At 62.4% G+C, this 25,955-nt stretch carries 27 protein-coding genes and 2 tRNA genes; 14 read left to right on the plus strand and 15 right to left on the minus strand.

Translation table 11 applies throughout. The features are described 5' to 3' along the window. Positions 1-5: 5 nt before the first annotated feature. A tRNA-Thr gene (locus NKG99_RS04215) sits at positions 6-81 on the minus strand. Positions 82-236: 155 nt separating this feature from the next. Between NKG99_RS04215 and NKG99_RS04220 the strand changes: the two genes are divergently transcribed. Together NKG99_RS04220 and NKG99_RS04225 are read left to right on the plus strand one after the other, a co-directional pair. Then, positions 237-401: a hypothetical protein gene (locus NKG99_RS04220; protein ID WP_352864508.1), complete on the plus strand. Its 165-nt coding sequence runs from the start codon at positions 237-239 to the stop codon at positions 399-401. Between the two features lie 256 nt (positions 402-657). Beyond that, complete coding sequence (locus tag NKG99_RS04225) at positions 658-966, plus strand: BA14K family protein (RefSeq protein WP_352864510.1); 309 nt, start codon at positions 658-660, stop codon at positions 964-966. Positions 967-1,380: 414 nt separating this feature from the next. Here the strand turns inward: NKG99_RS04225 and bhcR are convergent, their stop codons facing one another. Next, on the minus strand, positions 1,381-2,202 hold the full coding sequence (bhcR, locus tag NKG99_RS04230; protein ID WP_352864513.1) for an HTH-type transcriptional regulator BhcR: 822 nt from the start codon (positions 2,200-2,202) through the stop codon (positions 1,381-1,383). A gap of 214 nt (positions 2,203-2,416) precedes the next feature. On the opposite strand from bhcR, the gene gcl reads away from it, so the two are divergent. The 3 genes from gcl to NKG99_RS04245 all read left to right on the plus strand — a co-directional run bounded on the left by gcl (position 2,417) and on the right by NKG99_RS04245 (position 6,123). After that, the gene (gene gcl / locus NKG99_RS04235; RefSeq protein WP_352864515.1) at positions 2,417-4,198 is read left to right on the plus strand and encodes a glyoxylate carboligase; all 1,782 of its coding nucleotides are present in this window, start codon (positions 2,417-2,419) and stop codon (positions 4,196-4,198) included. A 13-nt stretch (positions 4,199-4,211) separates the two neighbouring features. After that, the gene (gene otnI, locus NKG99_RS04240; RefSeq protein WP_352864517.1) at positions 4,212-5,009 is read left to right on the plus strand and encodes a 2-oxo-tetronate isomerase; all 798 of its coding nucleotides are present in this window, start codon (positions 4,212-4,214) and stop codon (positions 5,007-5,009) included. A gap of 229 nt (positions 5,010-5,238) precedes the next feature. Continuing rightward, positions 5,239-6,123 carry a 2-hydroxy-3-oxopropionate reductase gene (locus NKG99_RS04245; RefSeq protein ID WP_352864519.1) on the plus strand — a complete coding sequence of 295 codons (885 nt, stop codon included), beginning with the start codon at positions 5,239-5,241 and terminating at the stop codon, positions 6,121-6,123. Positions 6,124-6,211: 88 nt separating this feature from the next. Here NKG99_RS04245 and NKG99_RS04250 read toward each other — a convergent pair whose 3' ends face one another. Continuing rightward, positions 6,212-7,069 carry a TrmH family RNA methyltransferase gene (locus NKG99_RS04250; protein WP_352864520.1) on the minus strand — a complete coding sequence of 286 codons (858 nt, stop codon included), beginning with the start codon at positions 7,067-7,069 and terminating at the stop codon, positions 6,212-6,214. A 202-nt stretch (positions 7,070-7,271) separates the two neighbouring features. On the opposite strand from NKG99_RS04250, the gene NKG99_RS04255 reads away from it, so the two are divergent. Then, positions 7,272-7,356: transfer RNA gene (locus NKG99_RS04255), tRNA-Tyr, on the plus strand. Between the two features lie 127 nt (positions 7,357-7,483). Here NKG99_RS04255 and NKG99_RS04260 read toward each other — a convergent pair. After that, positions 7,484-7,666, minus strand: coding sequence for a hypothetical protein (locus NKG99_RS04260; protein ID WP_352864522.1), 183 nt, complete (start codon positions 7,664-7,666; stop codon positions 7,484-7,486). 398 nt (positions 7,667-8,064) lie between these two features. On the opposite strand from NKG99_RS04260, the gene NKG99_RS04265 reads away from it, so the two are divergent. Then, positions 8,065-8,820 (plus strand): NYN domain-containing protein, encoded by a 756-nt coding sequence (locus NKG99_RS04265; protein ID WP_352864524.1) that lies wholly within the window; start codon positions 8,065-8,067, stop codon positions 8,818-8,820. Between the two features lie 68 nt (positions 8,821-8,888). On the opposite strand, the gene NKG99_RS04270 is transcribed toward NKG99_RS04265, so the two are convergent. From NKG99_RS04270 to NKG99_RS04305, 8 genes are all read right to left on the minus strand, one after another. Beyond that, on the minus strand, positions 8,889-9,095 hold the full coding sequence (locus NKG99_RS04270; protein WP_352627145.1) for a hypothetical protein: 207 nt from the start codon (positions 9,093-9,095) through the stop codon (positions 8,889-8,891). Positions 9,096-9,157: 62 nt separating this feature from the next. Next, a complete protein-coding gene (locus tag NKG99_RS04275; RefSeq protein ID WP_352864527.1) occupies positions 9,158-9,463 on the minus strand; it encodes a DUF1236 domain-containing protein in 306 nt (101 codons plus the stop codon). A gap of 248 nt (positions 9,464-9,711) precedes the next feature. Continuing rightward, positions 9,712-10,203, minus strand: a complete 492-nt coding sequence (locus NKG99_RS04280; RefSeq protein ID WP_352864529.1) for a sarcosine oxidase subunit gamma family protein — start codon at positions 10,201-10,203, stop codon at positions 9,712-9,714. Next, the gene (locus tag NKG99_RS04285) at positions 10,196-13,150 is read right to left on the minus strand and encodes a sarcosine oxidase subunit alpha family protein (protein WP_352864532.1); all 2,955 of its coding nucleotides are present in this window, start codon (positions 13,148-13,150) and stop codon (positions 10,196-10,198) included. The genes NKG99_RS04280 and NKG99_RS04285 overlap by 8 nt, the downstream gene beginning before the upstream one ends. Beyond that, entirely contained in the window at positions 13,147-13,413 is a 267-nt protein-coding gene (locus tag NKG99_RS04290) for a sarcosine oxidase subunit delta (RefSeq protein WP_352864534.1), read from the minus strand. The genes NKG99_RS04285 and NKG99_RS04290 overlap by 4 nt, the downstream gene beginning before the upstream one ends. A gap of 14 nt (positions 13,414-13,427) precedes the next feature. Further along, positions 13,428-14,684, minus strand: coding sequence for a sarcosine oxidase subunit beta family protein (locus NKG99_RS04295; protein WP_352864537.1), 1,257 nt, complete (start codon positions 14,682-14,684; stop codon positions 13,428-13,430). 12 nt (positions 14,685-14,696) lie between these two features. Further along, on the minus strand, positions 14,697-15,845 hold the full coding sequence (locus NKG99_RS04300) for a M24 family metallopeptidase (protein ID WP_352864539.1): 1,149 nt from the start codon (positions 15,843-15,845) through the stop codon (positions 14,697-14,699). A gap of 79 nt (positions 15,846-15,924) precedes the next feature. After that, the gene (locus tag NKG99_RS04305) at positions 15,925-17,115 is read right to left on the minus strand and encodes a M24 family metallopeptidase (protein ID WP_352864541.1); all 1,191 of its coding nucleotides are present in this window, start codon (positions 17,113-17,115) and stop codon (positions 15,925-15,927) included. A 222-nt stretch (positions 17,116-17,337) separates the two neighbouring features. Between NKG99_RS04305 and ehuB the strand changes: the two genes are divergently transcribed. The 5 genes from ehuB to NKG99_RS04330 are packed head-to-tail and all read left to right on the plus strand — an operon-like array spanning position 17,338 to position 21,139. Further along, a complete protein-coding gene (ehuB, locus tag NKG99_RS04310; protein WP_352656277.1) occupies positions 17,338-18,207 on the plus strand; it encodes an ectoine/hydroxyectoine ABC transporter substrate-binding protein EhuB in 870 nt (289 codons plus the stop codon). 52 nt (positions 18,208-18,259) lie between these two features. Next, positions 18,260-18,988 (plus strand): ectoine/hydroxyectoine ABC transporter permease subunit EhuC, encoded by a 729-nt coding sequence (gene ehuC / locus NKG99_RS04315; RefSeq protein WP_352864544.1) that lies wholly within the window; start codon positions 18,260-18,262, stop codon positions 18,986-18,988. Further along, on the plus strand, positions 18,985-19,644 hold the full coding sequence (gene ehuD, locus NKG99_RS04320) for an ectoine/hydroxyectoine ABC transporter permease subunit EhuD (protein ID WP_352864546.1): 660 nt from the start codon (positions 18,985-18,987) through the stop codon (positions 19,642-19,644). Before ehuC ends, ehuD begins: the two co-directional genes overlap by 4 nt. Continuing rightward, entirely contained in the window at positions 19,641-20,420 is a 780-nt protein-coding gene (gene ehuA / locus NKG99_RS04325; RefSeq protein ID WP_352864547.1) for an ectoine/hydroxyectoine ABC transporter ATP-binding protein EhuA, read from the plus strand. The genes ehuD and ehuA overlap by 4 nt, the downstream gene beginning before the upstream one ends. Next, entirely contained in the window at positions 20,417-21,139 is a 723-nt protein-coding gene (locus NKG99_RS04330; protein WP_352864548.1) for a GntR family transcriptional regulator, read from the plus strand. Before ehuA ends, NKG99_RS04330 begins: the two co-directional genes overlap by 4 nt. A gap of 26 nt (positions 21,140-21,165) precedes the next feature. Here the strand turns inward: NKG99_RS04330 and NKG99_RS04335 are convergent, their stop codons facing one another. Both NKG99_RS04335 and NKG99_RS04340 read right to left on the minus strand, forming a co-directional pair. Continuing rightward, positions 21,166-22,356: an NADH-quinone oxidoreductase subunit D gene (locus NKG99_RS04335; protein WP_352864549.1), complete on the minus strand. Its 1,191-nt coding sequence runs from the start codon at positions 22,354-22,356 to the stop codon at positions 21,166-21,168. 57 nt (positions 22,357-22,413) lie between these two features. Next, a complete protein-coding gene (locus NKG99_RS04340) occupies positions 22,414-22,788 on the minus strand; it encodes a hypothetical protein (RefSeq protein WP_352864551.1) in 375 nt (124 codons plus the stop codon). Between the two features lie 411 nt (positions 22,789-23,199). Here NKG99_RS04340 and NKG99_RS04345 point away from each other — a divergent pair, with 411 nt between their 5' ends. Continuing rightward, complete coding sequence (locus NKG99_RS04345) at positions 23,200-23,358, plus strand: hypothetical protein (protein WP_081850409.1); 159 nt, start codon at positions 23,200-23,202, stop codon at positions 23,356-23,358. 82 nt (positions 23,359-23,440) lie between these two features. Here the strand turns inward: NKG99_RS04345 and NKG99_RS04350 are convergent, their stop codons facing one another. Next, positions 23,441-25,315: a multicopper oxidase domain-containing protein gene (locus NKG99_RS04350; protein WP_352864553.1), complete on the minus strand. Its 1,875-nt coding sequence runs from the start codon at positions 25,313-25,315 to the stop codon at positions 23,441-23,443. A gap of 193 nt (positions 25,316-25,508) precedes the next feature. On the opposite strand from NKG99_RS04350, the gene NKG99_RS04355 reads away from it, so the two are divergent. Then, on the plus strand, positions 25,509-25,940 hold the full coding sequence (locus NKG99_RS04355; protein WP_352864652.1) for a hypothetical protein: 432 nt from the start codon (positions 25,509-25,511) through the stop codon (positions 25,938-25,940). Positions 25,941-25,955 lie beyond the last annotated feature (15 nt).

Raw genomic sequence — 25,955 nt, forward strand, 5'->3', positions numbered from 1 at the left:
GGCCTTGGTGCCCCCGGACGGAATCGAACCGCCGACCTTCGGTTTACAAAACCGCTGCTCTACCAGCTGAGCTACAAGGGCACGGCGCTCCGGTTAGCATATTTGTTGCGCCAGTAAAGACAAAACTCCGTTTTACCCGGCATGCCGCATGGGCCGTCGGCGAGGGGCATCCTGAAAAGCGCCTGATTGCTTCCTACATATGGAAACGGTGCAATCGCTTCGAGCAGGGGTGCCGCATGATCAGATTTGTCATCATTCTCCCGATCATCTTCGTGGCCTGGATGCTGTTGGTGAAGATCATCAACGATGTGAAGAAGGCCAATGTCGACTGGACCGGCGTCACCACCATCATCGGCTTCATCGCGCTCGCCTTCTGGCTGCGCCATGTCACGGGGATGTGAAAAGAGCGAATAGCGAATAGCGAATAGCGAGTGGTACGTGGCGTTCCTGGCTTTCCCTTCTCGCCACTCGCCACTCGCTACTCACTATTCGCTCCTTCTGATTTCCCCTTTCGAACTCGCCGCCAGCACGAATTCGCCGGGCGAACCAAGCCGTTCCAGAAAAATCGAAAAAGGATTCGAACCTTTTTCCTTGCCGCGACGACAGATGATCAAGAGGCGGATGGATCGCCTCGGTCAACGAAGCAAGGAGATCGTCATGTTCACACGCACACTCGTTTCCGGCGTCATCGCCACCGCCGTCGCCGCCAGCACGCTGCTCGGCACCGTCCAGCCTTCGGCTGCTCACAGCCATCACCACAATCGCGAAATCGGTATCGGCATTGCCGCCGGCGTTGGCGGTTTCGTGCTGGGCAGCCTGCTCTCCCAGCAGCCCCGTACCGTCTATGTCGACGAGGACGGCGGCTCATGGCACGTCCGTCGCTGCTACGATCGCTACGCGAGCTACGACGTCGACTCCGACACCTATATCGGCCACGACGGCTATCGCCACTACTGTCGTCTCTGAGAGGAGGAGGCGTTTCAATCCCTTAAAAGAGGGGGCGCCCCCGCCGCAGCCCCCGCCGCCCCTCTTTTCGCTGTTGGGGGCAAGGCCCTTGTCGAATTGATCGACAGGCAATGTTGGCGCCGCCCCTCATCTGCCTGCCGGCATCTTCTCCCCGTAAAACAGGGAGAAGGACGCTAGCCGCGGCACTCCGCACTTTTTCGCAGCGTTGGAGATTGGCGAAATCGTTTAGACATCGTCCTTCTCCCCGTCACTATACGGGGAGAAGATGCCGGCAGGCAGATGAGGGGCAGCGCGAACCTCAAGCTACTGCCTCCGACAGCCGGCCTCGCAAAGCGGCCCGCGGCGTCCGGCGTGGTGATCTTGGCGCGTGACTACGTGAAGTTGCCCTTCGTGGTTGTAGAGGCCTCGCTATCATCAGGTCGCCTTCACCCCGCCGATCATCCTTGTCACCTCGGCCGCGGCGTCGCGCACCAGCGGCCCGATCTCGGCCAGCCGCTCCGGCGTCACCCGCACCGTTGGCCCGGAGACCGACACGCCACCGATCGGCTCGCCGAATTCGTTGAAGATAGCCGCCGCCACGCAGCGCATGCCGGGGTGCCGCTCTTCGTCATCGACCGACCAGCCCCGCAGCTTGATTCGTGCCAAATCGTGGGCCAGCGCCGAAATGTCGGACAGCGTCCTATCGGTGAAGCGCTGCAGGCCGGCCTTGCGCAGGATGGTTCCGACGCGCTCCGGCTCGAGATGGGCCAGCACCGCCTTGCCGATGCCGGACGCATGGAACGGGCTGCGCGTGCCCGGCCGGAAGAAGGCGCGGATCGCCTGATGCGTCTCGACCTGGCTGACGAAGACGACGCAATCATCCTCGGCGACGCCGAGATTGGCGGTCTCGCCGGTTCTCTCCATCAACTCCTGCATGACGACGCGGGCGCGGTCGACCAGTTTGCGGCGGCGCAGGAACGCCGCGCCCATGCGGTAGGTCTCGACGCCGATCGACCACAGCTGGTCGCTGGTGTCGAATTCGACCATGCCGTGGTTTTGCAGCGTCGTCAGCATGCGGTAGGCGGTCGAGGCGGCCAAGCCGCTCTGCGCCGATATCTCGCTCAGCGAGAGGCCGCTGCCCTCCGCGACGATGGCCAGGATGCGCAGCGCCCGATCGAGCGACTGCACCGAGTTGGCCTCCGATGGCCCGTTGAAAGCGCGCGGCCGGCCGCGCTGGCGTTTTTCGGTCGTTTCCATGGCGCCATTCTCAGCCGATTTCGCCAAACGGGCAATGAAAAAGTTTTTCATCCGATCGAAGGGGTGAATTCCTGGAAAACAAAAGATCCAATAAAATCAAGGGATAGGAGCCGTTTTCTAGAAATGAAAAAATATTCTGAAAAAATTGAAAAATAGCCTGCTTGCTGACATCCTTGGCCAATCCAACAACGACAAACCCTATGGAGGGCTGGAAATGGCCAGGATGCGCGCTGTCGATGCCGCGGTTCTCGTTCTCGAAAAGGAAGGCATCTCCTGCGCTTTCGGCGTGCCGGGCGCGGCGATCAACCCGTTCTATTCGGCGATGAAGGCGAGGGGCACCATCCGCCACGTTCTTGCCCGTCACGTCGAGGGCGCCTCGCACATGGCGGAAGGCTATACCCGCGCCAAGGCTGGCAATATCGGCCTGTGCATCGGCACCTCCGGTCCGGCCGGCACCGACATGATCACCGGGCTCTATTCGGCGGCCGCGGATTCCATTCCGATCCTGTGCATAACCGGCCAGGCGCCACGTGCGCGGCTGAACAAGGAGGATTTCCAGGCCGTCGACATATCAGCCATTGCCGCGCCGGTCGCCAAATGGGCAGTCACCGTCATGGAGCCCTATCTGGTGCCGATGGCGCTGCAGAAGGCATTTCATCTGATGCGCTCGTCGCGGCCCGGCCCGGTGCTGATCGACCTGCCGGTCGACGTTCAGCTGGCCGAGATTGAATTCGACATCGATGCCTATGAGCCGCTGATGCCGTTCAAGCCGGCCATGACGCGCGTGCAGGCCGAAAAGGCGCTGACTATGCTCAACGCCGCGGAAAAGCCGCTTATCGTCGCCGGCGGCGGCATCATCAACGCCGATGCGTCGGATCTGCTCATCGAATTCGCCGAGATTTCAGGCGTGCCGGTCATCCCGACCTTGATGGGCTGGGGCGCGATACCCGACGACCACCGGCTGATGGCCGGCATGTGCGGGCTGCAGACCTCGCACCGCTATGGCAATGCGACGATGCTGGAGGCCGACTTCGTCTTCGGCATTGGCAACCGCTGGGCCAACCGTCACACCGGCTCGGTCGACGTCTACACCAAGGGCAAAAAATTCGTCCATGTCGACATCGAGCCCACCCAGATCGGCCGCGTCTTCGCGCCGGACCTCGGCGTCGTGTCGGATGCGGGTGCGGCACTGAAGATGCTGCTCGACGTCGCCACCGAATGGAAGACGGCCGGAAAGCTTCGCGATTGGTCCGGCTGGGCGAAGGAGTGCCAGGCTCGCAAGAAGACGATGAAGCGCAAGACACATTTCGACCAGGTGCCGCTGAAGCCGCAGCGCGTCTACGAGGAGATGAACAAGGCGTTCGGCCGCGACGTCACCTATGTCACAACGATCGGCCTGTCGCAGATCGCCGGCGCGCAGTTCCTGCATGTCTACAAGCCGCGCAACTGGATCAATTGCGGCCAGGCCGGCCCGCTCGGCTGGACCTTGCCGGCGGCGCTTGGCGTTCGCGCCGCCGATCCCGACCGCACCATCGTGGCGCTGTCTGGCGACTATGATTTCCAGTTCATGATCGAGGAACTGGCGGTTGGCGCGCAGCACAAGCTGCCTTATCTCCATGTTGTCGTGAACAACGCCTATCTCGGGCTGATCCGCCAGGCGCAGCGCGGGTTTTCGATGGATTTCGAGGTCGATCTCGCCTTCGAGAACATCAACCGATCAGGCGATCCGGAGGCCGGCTATGGCGTCGACCACGTTGCGGTCGCCGAAGCGATGGGCTGCAAGGCGGTCAGAGTGCGCAAGCCCGAGGAATTCGCCGCCGCCTTCAAGGAGGCCCAGCGGCTGATGAAAGAACACCGGGTGCCGGTCGTGCTCGAATTCATCCTCGAACGCGTCACCAACATCTCCATGGGCACCGAGATCGACAAGATCACCGAATTCGAGGACCTTGCCGAGCATCAGGAAGACGCGCCGACCGCGATCGTCATGCTCGACTAAGAGGAGAGAAAGAATGCCGCGTTTTTCAGCCAACCTTTCGATGCTCTTTGGCGAGCATGATTTCCTCGACCGTTTCGATGCCGCCGCCCGCGCCGGTTTCAAGGGCATCGAATATATCGGCCCCTATGACCATGCGCCCGATGTCGTCGCCGCCCGGCTGAAGAAGAACGGCCTGACCCAGGTGCTTTTCAACCTGCCGGCGGGCGACTGGGGCAAGGGCGAGCGCGGCATTGCCGCATTGCCGGACCGCGTGCCGGAATTCCGCCAAGGCATCGCCAAGGCGATCGCCTATGCGCAGGCTCTCGGCTGTCAGCAGGTCAATTGCCTGGCCGGCATCGCGCCCGCGGGCGCCGACCGCAAGGTGCTGGAGGATGTTTTCGCCGAAAACCTCGCCTTCGCGGCGGAGAAGCTGGAGCAGGCCGGCATCAGGCTGTTGATCGAGCCGATCAACACGCGCGACATTCCGGGATTCTTCCTCACACACTCCGACCAGGCGCTTGATCTCATCGACCGTATCGGCTCGAAGAACCTGTTCCTGCAATACGACATTTATCACATGCAGATCATGGAGGGGGATCTCGCCCGTACAATCGAGGCTAACCTCAGCCGCATCGCGCATATCCAGCTTGCGGACAATCCCGGCCGTCACGAGCCGGGGACGGGCGAGATCAACTACCCCTTCCTCTACGAGCATATCGACCGCATCGGCTATTCCGGCTGGATCGGGGCGGAATACAAACCGAGGGCAGGGACCGAGGCCGGGCTGGGGTGGTTCAGGGAACTGAGCGGGAAGGGCAGCGCGGCGGCGTAGCGGCTATCGCAGTAGAAGTCGCGTTCCTTCGCGCCCCCCCTCTGGCCTGCCGGCCATCTCCCCCACGGGTGGGGAGATCGGCAGCTTCGGCGCCGCCCTTTGATTTTCTGACGCTCGAAAATTGGCGAAGGCAGCGGTGACATCCAATCTCCCCCCTCGTGGGGGAGATGTCCGGCAGGACAGAGGGGGGCGTGACAGAGCGCGGCCTAACAAGAGACGGAGAACCACAATGGAAACCATCGGCTTCATCGGCCTCGGCATCATGGGCGCACCGATGGCGGGGCATCTGCTGGAAGCGGGCTATAAGGTCATCGCCAGCGACCATCGCTCCAAGCCGCCTGCCGATCTCGTCGCCAAGGGCCTAAAAACCACCAACGGCCATGCCGCCGTGGCCAAGGCCGCCGACATCGTCATCCTGATGGTGCCGGACACCCCGCAGGTGGCCGACGTGCTGTTCGGCGAGAACGGCGTCGCGGCCGGTCTGTCGAAGGGCAAGCTGGTCATCGACATGAGCTCGATCTCGCCGATCGAGACCAAGGTATTCGCCAGGAAGATCAACGAACTGGGCTGCGACTATCTCGACGCACCGGTCTCGGGCGGTGAAGTCGGCGCCAAGGCGGCGTCGCTGACCATCATGGTCGGTGGCGAGGAAAAGCCATTCGAGCGTGCAAAACCTGTCTTCGAGAAGATGGGCAAGAACATCACGCTGGTCGGCCCGAACGGCGTCGGCCAGACCACCAAGGTGGCCAACCAGATAGTCGTCGCGCTGACCATTGAAGCTGTCGCCGAAGCACTTGTTTTTGCATCGAAAGCCGGCGCCGACCCGGGCAAGGTCAGGCAGGCGCTGATGGGCGGGCTGGCGGCTTCGCGCATTCTGGAAGTGCATGGCGAGCGCATGGTCAAGCGCACCTTCGCGCCGGGCTTCCGCATCGAACTGCACCAGAAGGATTTGAACCTGGCGCTGGAGGGCGCGAAAGCGCTCGGCGTGTCGCTGCCCAACACCTCGACCACGCAGCAACTGTTCAACTCCTGCGCGGCCAATGGCGGCGCAAAGGAAGATCATTCGGCTCTGGTCAGGGCGCTGGAGCGGATGGCCGCGCATGAGGTAGGTTAGAAGCGAATAGCGAGTAGGGAATAGCGAATAGGGATTGCAGCCACGGATAGCCGGGATTCGACTTTCGCTACTCGCTACTCGCTACTCGCTACTCGCTACTCGCTAAGAACTTCCGCGCCACGTAGAGGCTGATCGCCGCGGCGTTCGATACGTTGAGCGAATGGATCGCGCCGGGCATGTCGAGCCGCGCCAGCGTCGTCACCGTCTCGCGCGTCTTCTGGCGCAGGCCCTTGCCTTCGGCGCCCAGCACCAGGGCGATCTTTTCTCCGGCAAAGCTCTTTTCGAGTTCCGCCGGTCCGTCCGAATCAAGCCCGATGGTGCGGAAGCCGGCTTCGTGCAACTGGCCGAGCGCGTCGGCCAGGTTCTTCACCTCGATCTGGTCGATGTGCTCCAGCGCGCCGGAGGCGGATTTCGCCAGCACGCCCGATTCCTGCGGGCTGTGGCGGGCCGTGGTGATGAGCGCGCCGGCGCCGAAGGCGACCGCCGAGCGCAGGATGGCGCCGACATTGTGCGGGTCGGTGACCTGGTCGAGCACTAGCACCAGCTTGGCATCACCAAGTGCGTCAAGCCGCTTCGGTCTCAGCGGCTCGGCCTCGATCAGCACACCCTGATGCACGGCGTCCGAGCCGGTGATCTTGTCGATGTCCCTGGGCTCGACCAGCTCCGCCTTGAAGGGCAGGGCGGCGAGATCGGCGATTTCCAGGCGCTCGGCCGCATTGCGCGTCACCAGCATCTTCCGGATCTTGCGGCGCGGATTGTCGAGTGCCGCCCGCACCGTGTGCAAGCCATAGAGCCGCACCAGGCCGTCCGCGGCATTTTCGCCCGGCGGAACCGGCTGTCGGGGCCTGAACGCCGGCGCGCCGCCGCTTTTCTCGTCGCGATAGGCGCGGCGCAGCTTGGCGTAATGGGTGTCTTTGGGCGTCTTGGAATTGCTGTCGTTGCTCATAACCGGCTTCTATAACCGTGTCGCGCGGCAATGGATACTGCCGCATCGAACGGCTTGCCGGATGGCAGATGAAATTCAGCGCGTTTTGACGGGATCTTGCGGTTGACAGTTTTGGGCGGTGCCGCCATAAGGCGCTTCGCGGAAGGCTGCTGAGGCGGTCACGACGCGTTGATGCCTCGTTGCATGGCTCCGGCGGCAGACTGGAGAGGTGCCCGAGTGGTTAAAGGGGACGGACTGTAAATCCGTTGGCTATGCCTACGTTGGTTCAAATCCAACCCTCTCCACCACTGCCGGCCCGGAAGCCCTGAAACGCGAAGCATCGAACCGAAAAGTGCGTGGCGCTTTTGGCCCGCACTTCCTGAAACCCGATACTTCACTGAAAGCCGCGGATCGCCAGCTTCAATCCGACTGGGCTCAGTTCGCTGCGTTGATCGACTTCGCCAGCTCTTCGAGCTTCCTGGGATCGTTGCCGTGACGGCGCACCAGTTCGCGGGCCTGGTTTGACGGCAAATCGGCCGTGACGGCCAGCTGTCGCACCTGGTCGTCGATGGCAACCTGCGGCAAGGTGTTGTCGGAATCTGCTGCCTTGTCCTTCATGGCGGTTCTCCTCGATCGCTGTCCAAGACAACGGCTTGAAAATCGGACCGGTTCCGAAAGATCTGCAAAACACGAGCGCCGATGCCTCGTCGCGACCACCAGCCATGCGATCCCGACTGAGTAATGAATCAGAGCAGTGAGGGTTTTGCCAGGAACCATGGCCAGGCGGACGGGTTGTCCCGGCTGAACGGAGATAATCTCGATGCCTCAGCCAAAGGAACCCGACCCAAATCGCGATGTGCCCATGCCGGCTCCTACGTGGAAGCCTGAACCGATTGACGAGCCCGAACCGGAAGGCCCGCCGGACGAAACTCCGCTGCCCGATCCCGACGAGAATGAAGAGCCTCCGGTCCACGTCACAGGATCGACATGAAGGCCTTATGTGCAGGAGGAATCCAATGCCTGAGATCCGTTCTCCTCGTCTCGCTGTTCTCATTGACGCCGACAACGCGTCGTCCAAGATCGCGGATGGCCTGTTCGAAGAGATCGCCAAGCTCGGCGAGGCAAGCGTCCGCCGCATATACGGCGACTTCTCCGGCGTCCGTTCCAAAGGCTGGGCCGACATCCTCTCGAAGCACGCCATCATCCCACAACAGCAGTTTGCCTACACAACGGGAAAGAATGCGTCGGACATTACCCTGGTGATCGATGCAATGGACCTGCTTCACAGCGGCCGCTTCGACGGTTTCTGCCTTGTTTCCTCCGATAGCGATTTCACTCGTCTCGCGGCACGTATCCGCGAGCAGGGGATCGATGTGTTTGGCTTTGGCGAGCAGAAGACCCCGGAGAGTTTTCGCCAGGCCTGCCGCAAATTCGTCTACACGGAGAACCTGCTTGCAACGACGCATGCCAATAGCGGGGACACAAGCCGGGCCACGAACCCGCTTCAGTCTCCCAGCGCCGCCACGCCTGTCATTTCGAAAGTCATCGCGCAGATGGAGAGCGAGGACGGTTGGGTCCCACTCGGTGCTGTCGGCACGCAACTCGCTAACCTGGCCTCGGACTTTGATCCGCGGACCTTCGGGTTTCGGAAACTAAGTGATCTCGTGCGGAAAACGAATTCTTTCGAGATTGACCATCCCGAGGGTGGATCGTTGCGAATTCGTATTAAGCCGGCGGCAGCCAGGCAGGCGAGGTCGAAAGCTCGCCGATAAGCGGGTGTTGTGGTCGATCGTTCGTTCGCAACGAAGCGCCGCCGCCCGTGCCAACGGCGCTTTCGCCTTCAATCCCTGTCGGACAGCACCGCGACGCCGAAGAGCGCCGCCTTCTTGGTGATCAGTCCTTCCAGATCCGCGTCCGAGCGCTCCGTCCCCGTACGTTCCCGCAGCGCGGCGATTGCTGCCTTCATCGACAGCAACGCGTTGCATCGCTCGTTCAGGAGTTGGTCGACAGCCGCGGCCACGTCGCACGTCTCAACATGCGGCAACATTGAACTGGCTCCTTTCCTATCGGGCGGTACGCCTGCTGTCTCGAGGAACGGCGGGCTTGCCGTCAGTCAATAACCTTCACAATCTTGCGTGTGCCCGGGTCGACCAGCACTGTGTGATCGCCGACGACGACATATTTGTATTTGACATCGGGAACATCGATCGACCGAAGTTCGACCGTGTCGGGCAAAGCGGAACCGACACTGAGTTCCAACCCGAGAAGATTGATCGATGCCAGCGGATGCTTGTGCACATATTCGCGGATGACCGTCTGCTGTTCGGGCGTGATAATCACCTCGTCCGCGATGGCCACGCCGATGCCGGCGAGCAGAATAAGCCCGGCGGCGGCAGGAATCAGATGACTTCTCATCGTCTTCTCCTATTCCTGGAAGGGAAGATCCGCCGTTCACTGCTTGGCAAACGGCGAACCCGTCTTTTCAACGTTCACCCGAGCCCTCTTGTTCCATGAGCGACGACTAATTGACCGGGCTGTTGAGGCACCGTAGCGGCCGCGCGAAGCAGCCGACATGAATCGGGTTGTGACGCGTGAAGTCGCGTGACCAAGCCGGCGCGGCGGCGTCGGATTCGTATGATGGGATTTCTGGGGCAGTATTCAGCCTAGCCCTCGGCAAGCCAATCATGGAGGCTGCGGGCGAAGCTTCGCGGCGCGACGAGATCGCACGAAGTCTCGCCGGTGCGAAGCAAGAGTACCGGCACATGGTGGAAGGATGTCTGCACGGCCCGGCCCGGAGCGCTGGTCGGCGCATGCCAGTCGACGGCGATGCAGGTGGAGAGAACGCTTGCGATGTCGGCCCCGGCCAGGCTGAACCGTACGCTACCTTCGCCAAGGCAAACCGAACAGCCGAGATCCGGATCGATGGCAAGGGACGGAGCTTGCGTCCCGTCGTCGAGCGCCAGCCAGAGACGGCGCGGTGCAACGCGGATGATGAGAAGGTTCTTGTGACGAACCGTCTCTCCGACCGAGGCGGGAAGTCCGGTGCCGAGCGCCGCCGAGAGGCTCGATTCGAATTGGCCCAGCGTTCCGTCCCATGCCTCGACCTGGATGAGCGGGCAATCGGCCACGGACAGGCTGAAATCCGGGCTAACCATGCAGCCGTTCTCCTTGCGGATCGAGGAATACCGGCGAGACGATGCGGGCACGCACCGTTTCGGCCTTCATGGGATAGACGGCCACGACCTCGCTTCCCTCTGTCGCGACATCGCCGGCAACCAGCGCCAGCCCAACATAGCGGCCGCGTTCGGGGCTGAAGGTGACGGAGGTGATGCGCCCGCTTCCGTGGCCGTGAGCTTTCTCGCCTGGCAGGAACAGTATGGCGCCACCGCGCAGGCGCTTTCCGTCCTCGATGCATTCCAGCCCGACCAGGCGTTGCCGGTCAGGCGCCAGCAGAGCAGGGCGCCGCCGCAGCACATCGCCAACGAAGCCGCTGCGCTTGCCGACCATGCGGCCAAGGCCGAGATCGTCGAGCGTCGTGCGCCCATCGATTTCGGGCCCCGCGACGTGGCCCTTCTCGACACGCAGCGCACCAAGTGCCTCGACGCCGTAGGGCTTCAGGTCGAACGGCCTGCCGGCTTCGAGCAAGTGGCTCCAGAGCCGTTCACCGGCAGTTGCGCCGACATAGATTTCATAAGCCCGCTCGCCTGAATAGCTGAGGCGCAGGATGCGCAGCGCTCGACCTTTCCATTCCCTCTCTTGCGCGCCCATATGCGGCAGCGCTTCGTTGGAAACGTCGAGCGACGGAAACGCCGCCGCCAGGATCGCGCGGCTCTTCGGTCCGGCGACGGACATCGCCGCCCATTCATCGCTCACCGAGGTGACGGCGACGCGCAGTTCCGGCCATGCGGCGTCGAGCAGGAACTCCAGCCGCGACAGCACGTCGGCGGCCTTGGCGGTCGACGTGGTCATGAAGAACCGGTTTTCCGCCAGCCGCGTCGTGGTGCCGTCGTCGAAGACAATGCCGTCGTCGCGCAGCATGACGCCGTAGCGGGCACGGCCGACTTGCAGCTTGGCGAAGCCATTGGCGTAGACACGGTCGAGGAACGTGGCGGCGTCCGGACCCTGGACGTCGATCTTGCCGAGGGTGGAGATGTCCATCAGGCCAGCGGCCTGGCGCACATTGCGCATGTCGGCGACGTAGGCCTCGTTCACATCGGCTCCGGACTGCTTGTAAAACCATGGCCGCATCCACAGGCCGACTTCCAGCATGTCGGCGCCGTTCGCCAGATGCCAGTCGTGCATCGGCGTGCGGCGGAATGGCTTGAAATGATGGCCGGTGGCGCGGCCGGCAAGCGCGCCGATGGCGACCGGCGTGAAGGGCGGGCGGAAGGTCGTGGTGCCGGTCTCGGGAACCGTTGAGCCACGCAGGGCGGCCATCGCCGAAAGCGCTGGGAAATTGCTGGTCTTGCCCTGGTCGGTACCCATGCCGAGCGTTGTGTAGCGTTTCAGGTGCTCAACCGATTCATAGCCTTCGCGATGGGCGAGTTCGATGTCCTTTGTCGTCACGTCCATCTGGAAATCGACAAAGGCTTTTCCGCGTTGGGCGGACGGGACGTCGCGAAGCATGGTCCTGACGGTTTCGCCCAGATCGAGCTTTGAAGGCGCTGGTGCCGGCGCCGATTTGCCACAGAAGGATGCCGCTTCGATGCCGGCGCGATGACCATCCTGGATGGCGTCGACGGTCGAATAGTTTCCCATCACTGCGCCGGCTCCGAACCGGTTGGCTGGAAAGGCGCCTGGCACGAAGCCGTCGATGTCTTCGCGATATCGAGGCTTCATGCCCAGATGCGAAGTCAGGTGCACGGTCGGCGACCATCCGCCGGACATGCAGACCAGATCGCAGGCGGCCTCGGATTGGCCGTCCGGTCCGGCGAGTGTCGCGCCCCTGACGGCACGGCCGCCATGCAGGTCGACAATGCGTGTCGCGACCCGCACCGTGACGCCGAGCCGTGCGGCTTCCACGACAAGTGCTGTGGGCGGTGCGGCGCGCGGATCGGCTACTGTCACCTCAGCGCCGGCTGCGGCGTAGTCGAAGGCGGTGCGCCAGGCGCTGTCATTGGCAGCAGTGACGATGACTTTCCTGCCCGGCAGAACGGCGAAGCGGTTGAGGTAGGTCCGGGCGGCCGAGGCGAGCATGACGCCGGGCCGGTCGTTATTCGAGAACACCATCGGACGCTCGATGGCGCCGGTGGCGAAAACGATCGAGCGCGCGCGAAGCATGGTGACTGTTTGCCGAGCTTCGCCGGTTCGCGGCGGGCCGACCTGGTCGCGTTGTTCGACCAGGCCTATGACATTGCCGTCATAGACGCCGAAAGCGCTGGTCCGCTTCATCAACGTGACGGTCTCGAAGCTTTTCAGTTCGGCTTCGACCTGGCTCAACCATGAGGCCGCCGTGCCGTCGGACCGTTCAGCCAGAAGCTGACCACCGAGAAGGAAATCCTGCTCGATCAGCGTGACCCGCGCGCCGGCCGCGGCGGCTGCCCGTGCCGCCGACAATCCGGCCGGACCACCACCGACAATTGCGATATCGGCAAAGGCATGACGGACGACGTAGCGATCGGGATCCGGCTCGGTGCCGGCTCTGCCGAGGCCAGCCGCCTTGCGAATGAAGTGCTCGTAGACCTTCCAGGCGCGCCGCGTCGGGCCCATGAAGGTCTTGTAGTAGAAGCCGGCCGAAAGAAACGGCGCGAACAGGCCATTGACGCTTTGCACGTCGAAGGCGAGCGACGGCCAGCGGTTCTGGCTTTCCGCGACCATGCCGTCGTCAAGCTCCAGCGTCGTCGCCGGCAAGTTCGGCTCGCGCCTGCCCGCTGTCCCCAGCGTGACCAGGGCGTTCGGCTCCTCCGGCCCGGCGGAAAGAATGCCACGCGGACGATGATATTTGAAGCTGCGCCCGACCAGGGTGACGCCGTTGGCGAGCAGCGCGGATGCGAGCGTGTCACCACGATATCCGGCCATCTTTTGGCCGTCGAAGCTGAATTCGACGGGATAAGAGCGGTCGATGCGACCGCCGCCTTGTAGCCGCTTGTTCCGGGCGTTCATGCTTGCGATGTCCTGGCGAAGGTGACCGAAGAAACGACGTGGTTGCGTGTGTCGCGCTCGACCACCAACCACTGGCGGCAGCCGACCACGTGCTGCCAGAACTCGCGGTGGAGGCCTGCGGGGTTTTTCCGGACATAGACATAGGCGTACCAGGCCTCCGGATCGGGATCGTCATGGGCCGGACGCCGGACGGAAGCATCGCCGCCATAGCGGAACTCGTCATGGTCGCGCGGACCGCAGCAGGGGCATTCGATGCGCAGCATCTTCTTCCCGCCTCCTATTGCAGCCAGGCGGAGGGGCCGGCGCCGGCTTCGTCCAGCGTATGGCCGGTCCGGAAACGGTCGAGCCCGTAGCCCGCGATCAACGGATGCGGCTTGCCGGTGGCGATCGTGTGGGCGAAGCACCAGCCGGAAGCCGGCGTCGCCTTGAAGCCGCCATAGCACCAGCCACCGTTGAGATAGAGGCCGTCGATCGGCGTCCGGCAGATGATCGGGCTGGCATCCGGGGTCATGTCCATCACGCCGCCCCAATGACGCAGCAGACGGATGCGCGAAATGCACGGCATCAAGGCGATCGCCGCCTCGGCCACCTCGCGCACGACGCCGAGATTGCCGCGCTGGGCGTAGGAATTGTAGCCGTCGAGATTGCCGCCGAAGACCAGTCCGCCCTTGTCCGACTGGCTGACATAGAAATGATCGGCGCCGTAGGCGACGACATGGTCGACCAGCGGCTTCAACGGTTCGGTGACGAAGGCCTGCAGGACATGGCTTTCGATCGGCAGATCAAGGCCGGCCTTGGCACCGAGCACGGATGTATGGCCGGCAACGGCGAGGCCGACCTTGCCGGCGCTGATCCGGCCTTTCGTCGTCTCGACGCCGACGATCCGTTCGCCATCGCGAATGAAGTCCGTCACCTCGCAGTTCTGGATGATGTCGATGCCATGGCCATCGGCGGCGCGCGCATAGCCCCAGGCGACGGCGTCGTGCCGCGCCGTGCCCGCGCGGCCCTGGAAGATCGCGCCATGGATCGGAAAGCGGGCCGTGTCGGAAAAATCGAGATAAGGCACCAGCCGGCGCACGTCGTCACGATCGAGGATGTCGGCGTCGATACCGTTCAGCCGCATGATGTTGGCGCGGTGGCCGAAGCCGTCGAGCTGATCGGCCGAATGCGCGGTGACGAGCTGGCCGCGCTGCGAAAACATGACGTTGAAGTTCAGCGCGCGCGACATGCCCTCCCAGAGCTTCATTGAGAATTCGTAGAACTGGGTGTTGCCGTCGAGCAGGTAGTTGGAGCGGATGACGGTGGTGTTGCGGCCGACATTGCCGCCACCGATGTAGCCTTTTTCGAGCACGGCGACATTGCGGATGCCATGGTTTTCGGCGAGGTAGAAAGCGGTGGCGAGGCCGTGGCCGCCGCCGCCGATGACGATCACATCGTAGGACGGTTTGGGCTCCGCCGCCCGCCAGGCGCGCTGCCAGTTCTTCTGGCCGGACAGCGCATTGCGGAAAATCGAGAATGCCGAGTAGCGTGCCATGCGTAGGGAGGCCTATCGAACGATCGGGCCGGTCGGCGTGCGGGTCAGCACTTCGGCGCCCGCATCGGTCAACAGCACGGTGTTGGAGATGAAGTCATCGCCACGGCCGGTGCCCATCAGCCAGGACAGGATGTGGAAGCTCATCCCGGTCTCGATCTCGAGATCGGAATCGTGCCGCAGCCCGGTCACCGAATTGCCGCCGGTCCATGATGGCGGCTGGCCGGCGCCGACAAGATAGCCGCAGTGATGGCGGCGATAGTGGGCAAGGCCGGCCTCGTCGGCGACGGCCTGCCAGGCGGCGTAGACATCGCGCGCCTTGGCCCCGGGCCGCAGCGCCTTGACGACCGCGTCGAACGCCTTGGCGGTCACTTCAGCCATTGCGGCGTCTTCGTCGCTGATGTGGCCGATGCGAACGAGCCGGCCGAGCGGCGCGTGGTAGCGCGAGATGCAGCCGGACAGTTCGACGAAGACCGGCTCGCCCGTGCGATAGATTCCGTCGCCCCAGGTCGTATGCTCCTCGCCAAGCCGCGCGGCCGGGCGGATAAACGGGCCGAAGCCCGGCGCATGGCCACCGGCGCGGATCATCGCCGAAACACATTGGGCGGCGACCTCCTGCTCGGTGGCACCGTCCGAGATCGCCGCGATCGCGGCCCCGGCGGCGGCGTCGGTTACCTTTGCGGCTTGCCGCATCAGGGCCTGTTCCTCGGCGCTCTTCACCCGCCGCATCCTGTCGACCAGACCGGAGACGTCGCTCCATCTGGCATCCACCTGCGTCTGCAGCGCCACGGCAAGCCCGTGGCTGAGCCCCGCCGTCCAATATTCGAGACCGATCCGCCTACCGGACAAGCCGAGTTCCGCGAGGACCCGCGCGGCAAGATCCGCCGCCGTTTCACTGTCGGAATGGCCACGGAACTCCGCTGCCGTCACCTGCTTCTCGATCGTCACCCTTTCCATCGAACGGGTAACCAGAACGGGCTTGCCTTCGAGCGGGACGATCAGCAGGTGAGGGGCAAAATATCCCCAGTGATCGAGCCCGGTGAGGTAGAAGACGTTCTCCGGCGAAGCGAAGACCGCCGCGTCGAGTTCGCGCTCGGCCAGTGCCGCACGGATCCTTGCAAGACGGCCGGCGATTTCGGCTTCGGAAAAGGGATTGCGGTCCATCAGGCGTCCTCGTGCTTGCTGCTGCCGGCTTCGTTGCGGGCGGGGTCTCTCAACAGGTCCGGCTTCCCGCGCGCCATGGTCAGTCGATGACGATGAGTTCGCGCGCCACGTCGCAGAGGCGTTCCCCGCCGCGATCCGTGACGACGAAGGATTCCGAGATGGCGATGCCGAAATCGTCGAGCCAAACGCCGGCCATGAAGTGGAAGCACATGCCGGATTGCATTTCGGTGGTGTCGCCAGGACGAAGGCTTGCGGTGCGTTCGCCCCAATCGGGCGGGTATGCCAGCCCGACCGGATAGCCGACGCGGCTTTCTTTCTTCAGCCCGTTCTTGCGCAAGACAGCCTGCCACGCCGCTTCCACTTCTTCGGCGGTGTTGCCGGGCCGGGCCTTTTCGAGACCGGCATCGACGCCCTCGACGATTGCCCTGGCCATATCGAGGATGGCCGCTGGCGGCTTGCCGAAATGCACGGTGCGCGTCAGCGCCGCGTGATAGCGGCGGCGCACGCCGGCAATCTCCAGGATCGCAAGCCCACTGTCCGGCAGCGGCGCGTCGGACCAGGTCAGATGCGGCGTGCTGGTGCCCTCGCCAACGGGCATCAGCGGACAGATCGCGGCATAGTCGCCGCCGGCTCCGGGCACGCCCATGATCTGCGCGTGATAGATCTCGGCGATGACGTGGTTCTGGGGGACGCCGGGCCGCATCTTGTCGATGGCGCGGTTCATGGCATGGGTGCAGATCGCACCGGCCTCGCGGATCAGCGCCAGTTCGGCTTCGGATTTGACCAGCCGCGCCCAATTGACGAGATCGTGGTTGTTGGCGAAGTGCGCGTCGGGCAATCCTTGGGTGAGATGGGCGTGGCAGCGCGCGGTGTAGTAATGCGCGTCCATCTCGACACCGATGCGAGCGGTTCCCCAGCCGCGCGAGCGGATCAGCTGGGCGAGCTCGTCATAGGGATGTTCGACGGGCTGCTGCACCAGCCGTTCCGAGAACGGCACGATATTTTTCTGCGGTAGGCCAGTGGTGAGGCGTGCGCTGCGGGCATCTTGAGCCCTGCCGAACCAGATCGGCCGGTCCTCCTCCAGATGGACGAGCACGCACTGCGGAACATAAAACGACCATCCGTCATAGCCGGTCAGCCAGCACATGTTGGCGGGATCCTGACAGACGATGAGGTCGAAGCCGGCCTGTTCCATGCGTGCCTTCACGCCGGTCAAGCGCTGCGCATATTCCGCTTGCGTGAATGTTCCGAAATGGTTCGCGCTCGCCACCTGAATGCCTGCCTCCTGGATATGCCTTGCGATGGGCAAAATTGCCTAAATTGTGCACAACGTGATAGGAGCTTGTTGTATGAATGTCGAATTTTCAAAGGTGTCAGTGTCTTGGCTTGCACAATGTCTAGGCCAGTTGTATACGTCTGGTCAAGCGCGTTTCAACCTCGAAGAAGGCCGCGACGCTGGGAACCATCATCAGTTGTTCAATGGGAGAAAAGCATGTTCAATTCATCGATCTCGCGCCGTATCGTCGTGAAGGCGGCGGCCTGTCTTGCTCTCGCCGCCACGTCACTGACGTCGCTGCCCGCTCATGCGGAAACCACCCTGGAGCGGGCCAAGAAGGACGGCTATATCCGCGTCGGCTTCGCCAATGAGGCGCCGTTCGGCTATGCCACGCCAGATGGCAAGCTGACTGGCGAGGCGCCCGAAGTCGCCAAGGCGGTGCTCGCCAAGATGGGCATCAAGCAGGTCGACGGCGTGCTGACCGAGTTCGGCTCGCTCATTCCTGGTCTCAAGGCCGGGCGCTTCGACATCATCGCCGCCGGCATGTTCATCACTCCCAAGCGCTGCGCCGAGATCAACTACTCCGAGCCTTCTTACGGCATCGGCGAGGCCTTGCTGGTGGCAAAGGGCAATCCGAAGGCCGTGAAGGACTTTTCGAGCTTCAAGGACAATCCCGATCTCAAGCTCGCCGTGATGGCCGGAGCGGTCGAGGGCGGCTTTGCCAAGGATGCCGGTGTCGCGGCAGGGCAGATTGTTTCCCTGCCTGACCAGTCCAGCCTCGTCGCCGCCGTCCAGTCGGGCCGTGCCGACGCCGCTGCGCTAACCGCCCTGTCTATCGCCGACATGGCCAAGAAGGCCGACGGCGTGGAATCGACGAAACCATTCGGCGAAGTTGCCGGCAAGTCGGTGAAGGGCCACGGTGGCTTCGGCTTCCGCAAGGAAGACACCGATCTGCAAGAGGCATTTAACGCCGAGCTGAAGAAATTCCTTGGCTCGCCGGAGCATATCGCACTCGTCGAGCCGCTCGGCTTCGGCAAGGACTACCTGCCGAACAAGACCACCGCCGAGCTCTGCGCCGGGAAATAGGGTCCCAACTGCTGGGCGGCGCGAAGGCGCCGCCTCTTTTTCGGAGAGGCAGATGGGAATTGGCACGCTTGTAGCGATGCTGGCGATTGCACTCGCGGTCATCGGCGTCCTGGCGACACAGCAGGCCTACAGCCTGTTTCTACCCGGCTTGCTGCAGGGCGCGGTCTTGACGATCGAGATCGCCATCCTCGGCAGCCTGCTCGCGATTATCATGGGTGTGCTTGCCGCGCTCGCCCGGCTCTACGGTCCGGCACCACTCCGATGGCTGGCAACGGTCTATGTCGAGATCTTCCGCGGCACCTCGGCGTTGGTGCAACTGTTCTGGCTGTTTTTCGTGCTGCCGCAATTCGGCGTCACGCTCGCCCCATTCCCGGTCGCCGTGCTGGCGCTTGGGCTGAACGTCGGCGCTTATGGATCGGAGGTCGTACGCGGCGCGATCCTGTCTGTCGCTCGCGGCCAGTGGGAGGGATGCACGGCGCTGAATATGAGCCGAGCCCAGATGCTGCGGCGAGTGATCCTGCCGCAAGCTTTTGTCGCCATGATCCCGCCCTGGGGCAATCTGTTCATCGAGCTTCTCAAATCGACGTCGCTGGTCTCTCTGATCACGCTCTCGGATCTCGCCTTCAAGGCGCAGCAGATGAACCAGAATACGTTCAAGACCATTCCGATCTTCACCCTCGTCCTGCTGATGTATCTCGTCATGTCGCTGGTCCTCACCATCGGCATGCGGCTGCTCGAAAGGCGGGCGTCGGCTGGTCTGGCGCGGGGGAAGGCAGCATGATCTGGGACTGGAATTTCACCCTCGAAATCCTGCCGGTGCTGGCTCACGCGGCAATCGTCTCGATCGAGGCGACGCTGATCGGCTTCGTGCTTGCCGCCACCCTTGGCCTGGTGCTGGCGGTCGTGCGCATCGCCGTACCGCGGACCGGCTGGACGATCTCGGTTCTGGTTGAGCTGATCCGCTCGACTCCACTGCTCATCCAGATATTTTTTATCTACTTCGTCTTCCCGAAATTCGGCCTCGTGCTCGACGCCTTCACCGCCGGCGTGCTTGCCATCGGCATCCACTACGCCGCCTATTGTTCCGAGGTCTATCGCGCCGGTTTCGACAACATCCATCGCGGCCAGTGGGAAGCCTCGATCGCGCTCAATCTGTCGGCCTGGACGACGTTTCGCGACATCATCATCCCGCAGGCGGTTCCACCGATCGTTCCGGCACTCGGCAACTATCTCGTCGCCTTGTTCAAGGAGACGCCCTTGCTTTCCGCGATCGCCGTGATGGAGCTGATGCAGACGGCCAAGATCATCGGCTCGGAAACATTTCGCTACACCGAGCCGATCACGTTGGTCGGCCTGTTCTTCCTTGCCATGAGCCTGGTTTCAGCCGCGCTGATCCGGACTCTCGAACGCTTGCTCAACCAGAGGGCCACGCGATGACGGAACAACCGATGGTCCGTTTTGACAATGTGTCGAAACGCTATGGCACACTGACCGTCCTCGACGGGCTCAATCTTGAAATCGCGCGCGGTGAAAAGGTCTCCATCATTGGCCCTTCCGGCTCCGGCAAGACGACGGTGCTGCGCATGCTGATGACGCTGGAAACAATCAACGACGGCGTCATCTGGGTCGAAGGCGAGCCGCTGACCCATATGAAGAAGAACGGCATGCTCGTTCCCGCCGACCTTGCCCATATTCGCCGCATCAGGGCGAAGATCGGCATGGTGTTCCAATCCTTCAACCTATTCCCGCACATGACGGCGATGGCCAATTGCATCGAGGCGCCGATGACGGTGCTTGGCATGAAACGCGCGGATGCGGAGGCGCGGGCGGCCGAATTGCTGGAACTGGTGGGACTGGCTCAGAAGAAGGACCATTACCCGTCACAGCTGTCCGGTGGCCAGCAGCAACGCGTTGCCATCGCCAGGGCGCTGGCCATGCGGCCCAAGATCATGCTGTTCGACGAGGTGACGTCGGCGCTCGACCCGGAGCTTGTCGGCGAAGTGCTGCAGGTGATAAGGCAGATCGGGCGCGAGCACGATCTGACCATGCTGATGGTTACCCATCAGATGGGCTTCGCCAAGGAGTTTTCCGATCGCGTTTGCTTCTTCTACCAAGGCAAGATTTGTGAACAGGGGCCGCCAAACGAGCTATTCGGGGCGCCCAAGAACGAGCGGACACGGCAGTTTCTGCACGCTGTCCTGGAGGCTGGATGACGCTTGAAACGGATGCCGCGCCCACAGCCGTGACCCCGCGCCCGCTCTCGGCCCGGGAGCGGTTCGAGCGTATCTACCGGATCTTGCGCGACCGCATCTGCCTGCTGGACTATGCTCCGGGAAGCCGTCTCTCCGAGGAAGAACTCGCCCAGGAATTCGAGATCAGCCGGACGCCGGTTCGGCGCGTGCTGGCGCGGCTCGAATCCGAAGGTCTTGTTCAATCCGTCCATGGCGTCGGCACGATCGTCACGGACGTCGATATCGAGGAACTCCAGCAGGTTTATCATCTGAGGCTCGAGTTGGCGCTTCTGGTCGGCAAGCTGTCGCCGATCCCGCGCAAGCCGGAAGACCTCGATCGGATAAGAGCGCTTATCGCACGCTGTGACTCCGATATCCTCAACCCCGACCAGCGCGCTTTCTTGCGCCTTAACATGGATTTTTTCTACGAACTCACCGCGATGACCGGCAACCAGCCGCTGCGCGAGATCAGCGAGCGCCTGTATTTTCAGGTCGCGCGGGTCGTCCTGAAGATGATGCCGCAATTGGGCCTTGTCGAAGAATTCACTGCCTTCCGCCGGGAGATGGAGGAAGTCCTTGCCGCCGCGGAGATCGGAGACTGGGAATCGATCGGCCACATAAGGCGCGCCCATATCTCGATGAGCTTTCGCCGCATGATGCGTCACGCCGATGAGGCCACCGATTTCGACAATGGCATGTGATCTGCGGCATGTGATCCGCGCACTGGTCAGCGGTCGATCTCGCCGAACACGATATCAAGGGATCCGATGATTGCGGCGACATCGGCGATCATGTGCCCTCGGGACAGGAAATCCATCGCCTGCAGATGGGCGAAGGAAGGCGCGCGTATCTTGCATCGATAGGGAACGTTGCTTCCGTTCGAAACCAGATAGACGCCGAACTCGCCCTTCGGAGCCTCGACTGCCGCATAAACCTCGCCGGCGGGCACACGATGCCCTTCCGTGTAGAGTTTGAAATGCTGGATTGTCGCTTCCATCGAACGTTTCATCTTGGCACGTGGCGGCGGCGTGATCTTGTGGTTGGGGATCGCTACCGGCCCCTGGCCTTCCGGCGAGCGCAACTTTTCCAGGCATTGCTTCATGATCCGGACTGACTGGCGCATCTCCTCCATGCGAACCAGGTACCGATCGTAACAGTCTCCATTCTTCCCGACCGGTATGTCGAAATCCATCTCGGGATAGCATTCGTATGGCTGTGCCTTGCGCAGGTCCCACGGCGCTCCCGATCCGCGCACCATCACGCCGGAGAAGCCCCATGCCCAGGCGTCATCAAGCCCAATCGCGCCGACATCGACGTTGCGTTGCTTGAAAATGCGGCTGTTGGTGAGCAGGTCGTCGAGATTGTCGCAGACCTTCAGGAACGGGTCGCAGAAATTCCAGATATCATCGAGAAGCTCGGAAGGCAGGTCCTGGTGCACGCCGCCGATCCTGAAATAATTCGCATGCATGCGGGCGCCCGAGGCGCGCTCGTAGAAGACCATCAACTTCTCACGCTCCGCGAAACCCCAAAGCGGCGGGGTCAGTGCGCCGATGTCCATGGCCTGGGTCGTGACGTTGAGGAGATGCGACAAAAGCCGGCCGATTTCGCAAAAGAGGACACGGATAAGTTGCCCACGCCTTGGCACCGATATTTCGAGCAATTTCTCGGCGGCGAGGCAGAAGGCATGCTCCTGATTCATCGGTGCGACGTAGTCTAGCCGGTCGAAATAGGGCAGGGCCTGCAGATAGTTCTTGTACTCTATGAGCTTTTCCGTGCCGCGATGGAGCAGGCCGATGTGCGGATCGGCTCGGTCGACGATCTCACCATCCAGCTCCAGCACCAAACGCAGGACCCCGTGGGCCGACGGATGCTGCGGTCCGAAATTGATGGTGAAGTTGCGAACAGCGGCTTCGGCCATGGGCTCTCCGCGACATCTGCGTTTCGTTGCTTCACGGCCGTATGTTCGGATGGCCGATCAAGTCGTCGTCTGGATGATCAGCGTCAACGTGCCATCACCATCGATGTTGGCGGCCACGACCTGTGAAGAGTTGAGCCCGTTCGCCCTCAGCGCCAATGTTGCCTGAGGCGATGCATCGATGGAGTTCTGCAGACGCAGCAGATCTTCCGCACTGGTCTGGGTGATCACGGCTTCCGCCTGTGCCTTGATTTCCGCGGGTAGATCCTCGACGGCGACGATGGCAACATCGGTGAAATTCTCGTTAGGCGCCCCTTGCTCGGGCGGTATCTGGTCCGGCAGGGGTGTCAGCTGTGGACCCTGCGGGTCGATGGTTTGCCCGTAGAGAGGCTGTGTGATGACCGCACCGGCAAGCGCGGCGACTATCGTCAACATTCGCATGGTCGTTCCTTGCATTTCTTTCGAAACGTCGAAGACAACCCTTGTGCCGAGCGATGGTTCCGTAAGCACGATGACCGCCGGGCAATTTCAATCGTTTCCCTTTGCCGCCGTAGCCGCTCTTACCATCGATAACTACGAAGCTATCGAGGTCCAGGAGATGCTGAAGGCAGGCCCGATGCTCTCAAGCAGGTTTCCGCGACCGGAGGGACAGCGCCCCATGCCTTTTTGCGAGATACGGATCCGGAAATTGACGATCTCCAGCCGATCGACAATGGATTTCACTATCGCCCGGCACCACTCCGTACGAAATCGACAATTGGCTACGGTGTGAAAATGCGCAATCATCGCAAGATGGGACGCCGGTTGGACGACAAACTCGATTGCAAGGCTTGCGGAACGGTCCAGATGGACATTCCCGACGACGCCAAGGAGTCGACGCCAATCCATTGCAGCAATTGCGGTGCCTTCCTCGGCGAATGGGGCGAATTGCAGGACGATTTCTACCGCCAGGCTCGCGGCACCGAAGCATTCGACCTGCGCGACGGGAACATTATCAAGAAGTAGAACACGATATCTCCGAACAGCTGCGGGGTTGCTGCGTCGGTGTCGGCCGAGCGCACCTGTTCGGCCATGGCCTCGGTGTCGGTTAGCTGACATCGATGATGACCATCAGCCCGCCGCCGCCCTTTTCCTCGACGTTATTGTTCGTCGTGTGATGCGGAATGTGGCAGTGAATCAGCCACTTGCCGGGCCGCTGTGCCTTCCAGACGACGTCATAACGCTGCCCCGGCCCAACATTGATCGTATCGGCCAGGAAGCGCGCCGACGGGGCAAGGGTCTCGCCGTCGCGGGCGACGACCTCGAAGGGTCCGCCATGGATATGCATCGGGTGGATAAAGCCATTGTTGGTGCCGATGAAACGCACTTTCAGCGTCTCGCCGAGCTTCATATGAATCGTATCGGTTGAAGGATACGCTTTGCCGTTGATGGTGAAGAAGTTCGGCATGCCGCCGTCCATCGGCATCGCGGGATAGGTCAGGCCCTCGCGCACCAGCCATTCCTGGAGCTCGATCACATAGTCGTGGTCGGCCTGGACCTCGTCGGCGGGATTGGCGGGGTCGATGATCAGCGCGCCGTAGAGGCCGAGCGCCTGGGTGCGGTCGGGCTTGGCGTGCGGATGATAGAAATAGGTCCCGTGCTGGGTGGCGGTGAACTCATAGGAGTAAGATTGTCCGGGCTCGATCGGCGCTTGGGTAATGTCGGCGGGTCCGTCCATCTGGTTCGGCAGGATCATGCCGTGCCAATGCACCGTCGTTTCCTCCGGCAGGTCGTTGGTGACATTGATGCGTACCCTGTCGCCTTGGCGGATGTGGATGCGAGGCCCGGGAATCTGTCCGTTGTAGGCATAGGCATCGACCGCGACGTTGGGCAGTATCCGCCAACGGATCACCGATGGCCTGAGTTCGAACACCTTGATGCCGTTCTCCAGGCGAAACGGCAATTCCCGGTCGCCTCTGGCGGCGAGATCGTAGGACGCCGTCACCCGACGCGGATCGGCTGCCGCCATGTCACGCATTGCCTCGGCCGGGGTATCACGGTCCATGATCATGCCTTGCGGCATGATTACCCCGCCGACGTCACGGGCCGACAGCGTCAGGTTCAGCCAGTTCGCCGGTGCGGCCACGCCGATCGCCAGCGCAATCACGGATACGATGCCGAGTGCCGAGACCTGCGGCGTCGTGGCGTCCGTCTTCATCTGGTGGCCACTGCTTTTGCCCCTGTGGGAGGTGTCGTTGTGGCTTGTTCCGTGCCGTTGGTGCGCGGATTGCTCTCGACTGCTCGTTCCGGTGGTCCGCGGGCGCTGCGTCATCAATCCATGCTTCAGTCCGCGTGCCACCAGCCAGACATTGGCGGGGTAGGCGAGTGTGAAGCCGGCAATGACGCCGATCGACATCACGCCCCAGAATAGAAGTTCCGTTGGCTCCATCGCCCGCATGTCGCGCCCCATCATCAGGAAGCTCATCACAGGCGCCATACCCGCCATCATGAAGTTCATCGAGATGAACTCCGGCAGGAAGCTTTTGCGCACGTTCTCCCAATAGGTGCCGCCCATCATCGACTTCATGAACAGCGACTGAAAGATGAACAGACCGAAGGCGAAGCCGGAAACATATTCGACAATGAGGTCGAGCCACATAGGAAGACCGAGCGTCGCAGTGACGACGGCGGCGAGGATGATGCCTGTAGCATCTCCGGCAACGCAGTGAATGGTCGAGCCGACGCCTTGCTTCCACAGTGGTCTGGTGAAGTCCTCGTGCTCGCCCTGTCGCGGCTCCTTGTCGGCCAGCACATACAGCAGCAGGCCGATTGGACCCATGTAGAGGGTCACCAGGATGAATCCCCATTTCATCACCACCGGTTCGGGATTGTTGCGGTACTGATCAATGCCGACATAGAGCGTCGAGGCAGCGGCAAGAGTGAACCAGGCAACAAGAAAATAGTCGATCGGCTGGACGAACATGGGCAGAACCTGATTCTGGATCCGTGGCTGGTAATAACCCCTGTTTTCCATGAACGCGGCCGGCGGGTTTACGATCCAGCCAGTGAATTTGGCAATGACGAATTCTGTCAGGCTTCCGCTCTTGTCGGAGCATCGCCGCGCGATAATTCCCCTGAAGGGGTGGGCGCTTCTCCCTTTGAAACAGGAGCCGACCATGAAACACCAGACACTCGACCAACTGCATGCCGTCGCCGTCATCGAACCCTCGGCTGCATATTCGGCAATGACACGAAACCAGCGCATCGCGCGCTGGGCTGAACTTCTCGAGCGGAATCCCGAGCGACGCCTCGCGGCGTTTTCCGGCACCGAACATCTGCACCCGGAAGCACGCGCCACGGTGCGTGGCGAGGGGTCGGCAATTGCCGTTGCCTTCGAAGACACGGTGCTGCGCGCATCGGGCCTAAGGGATGACACCTATGGCGAGGCCAAGCGCTTCTTCGAGCTGAATGACTGGCAACTGCACGACATCGTCTGCGACTGTCACGTAGGCGCTACCATGAAAGCAGGGTGGGCCGCCGCCCGGGTCCGCGCAATGATCGGCGGAAACAGGTTTCTCGCGTGGTTGAAGCAAAGGATCATGCACTGAGCGAGAGTTGGGAAT

The sequence above is a fragment of the Mesorhizobium sp. M1409 genome (assembly GCF_040317535.1).
Taxonomy (GTDB): domain Bacteria; phylum Pseudomonadota; class Alphaproteobacteria; order Rhizobiales; family Rhizobiaceae; genus Mesorhizobium.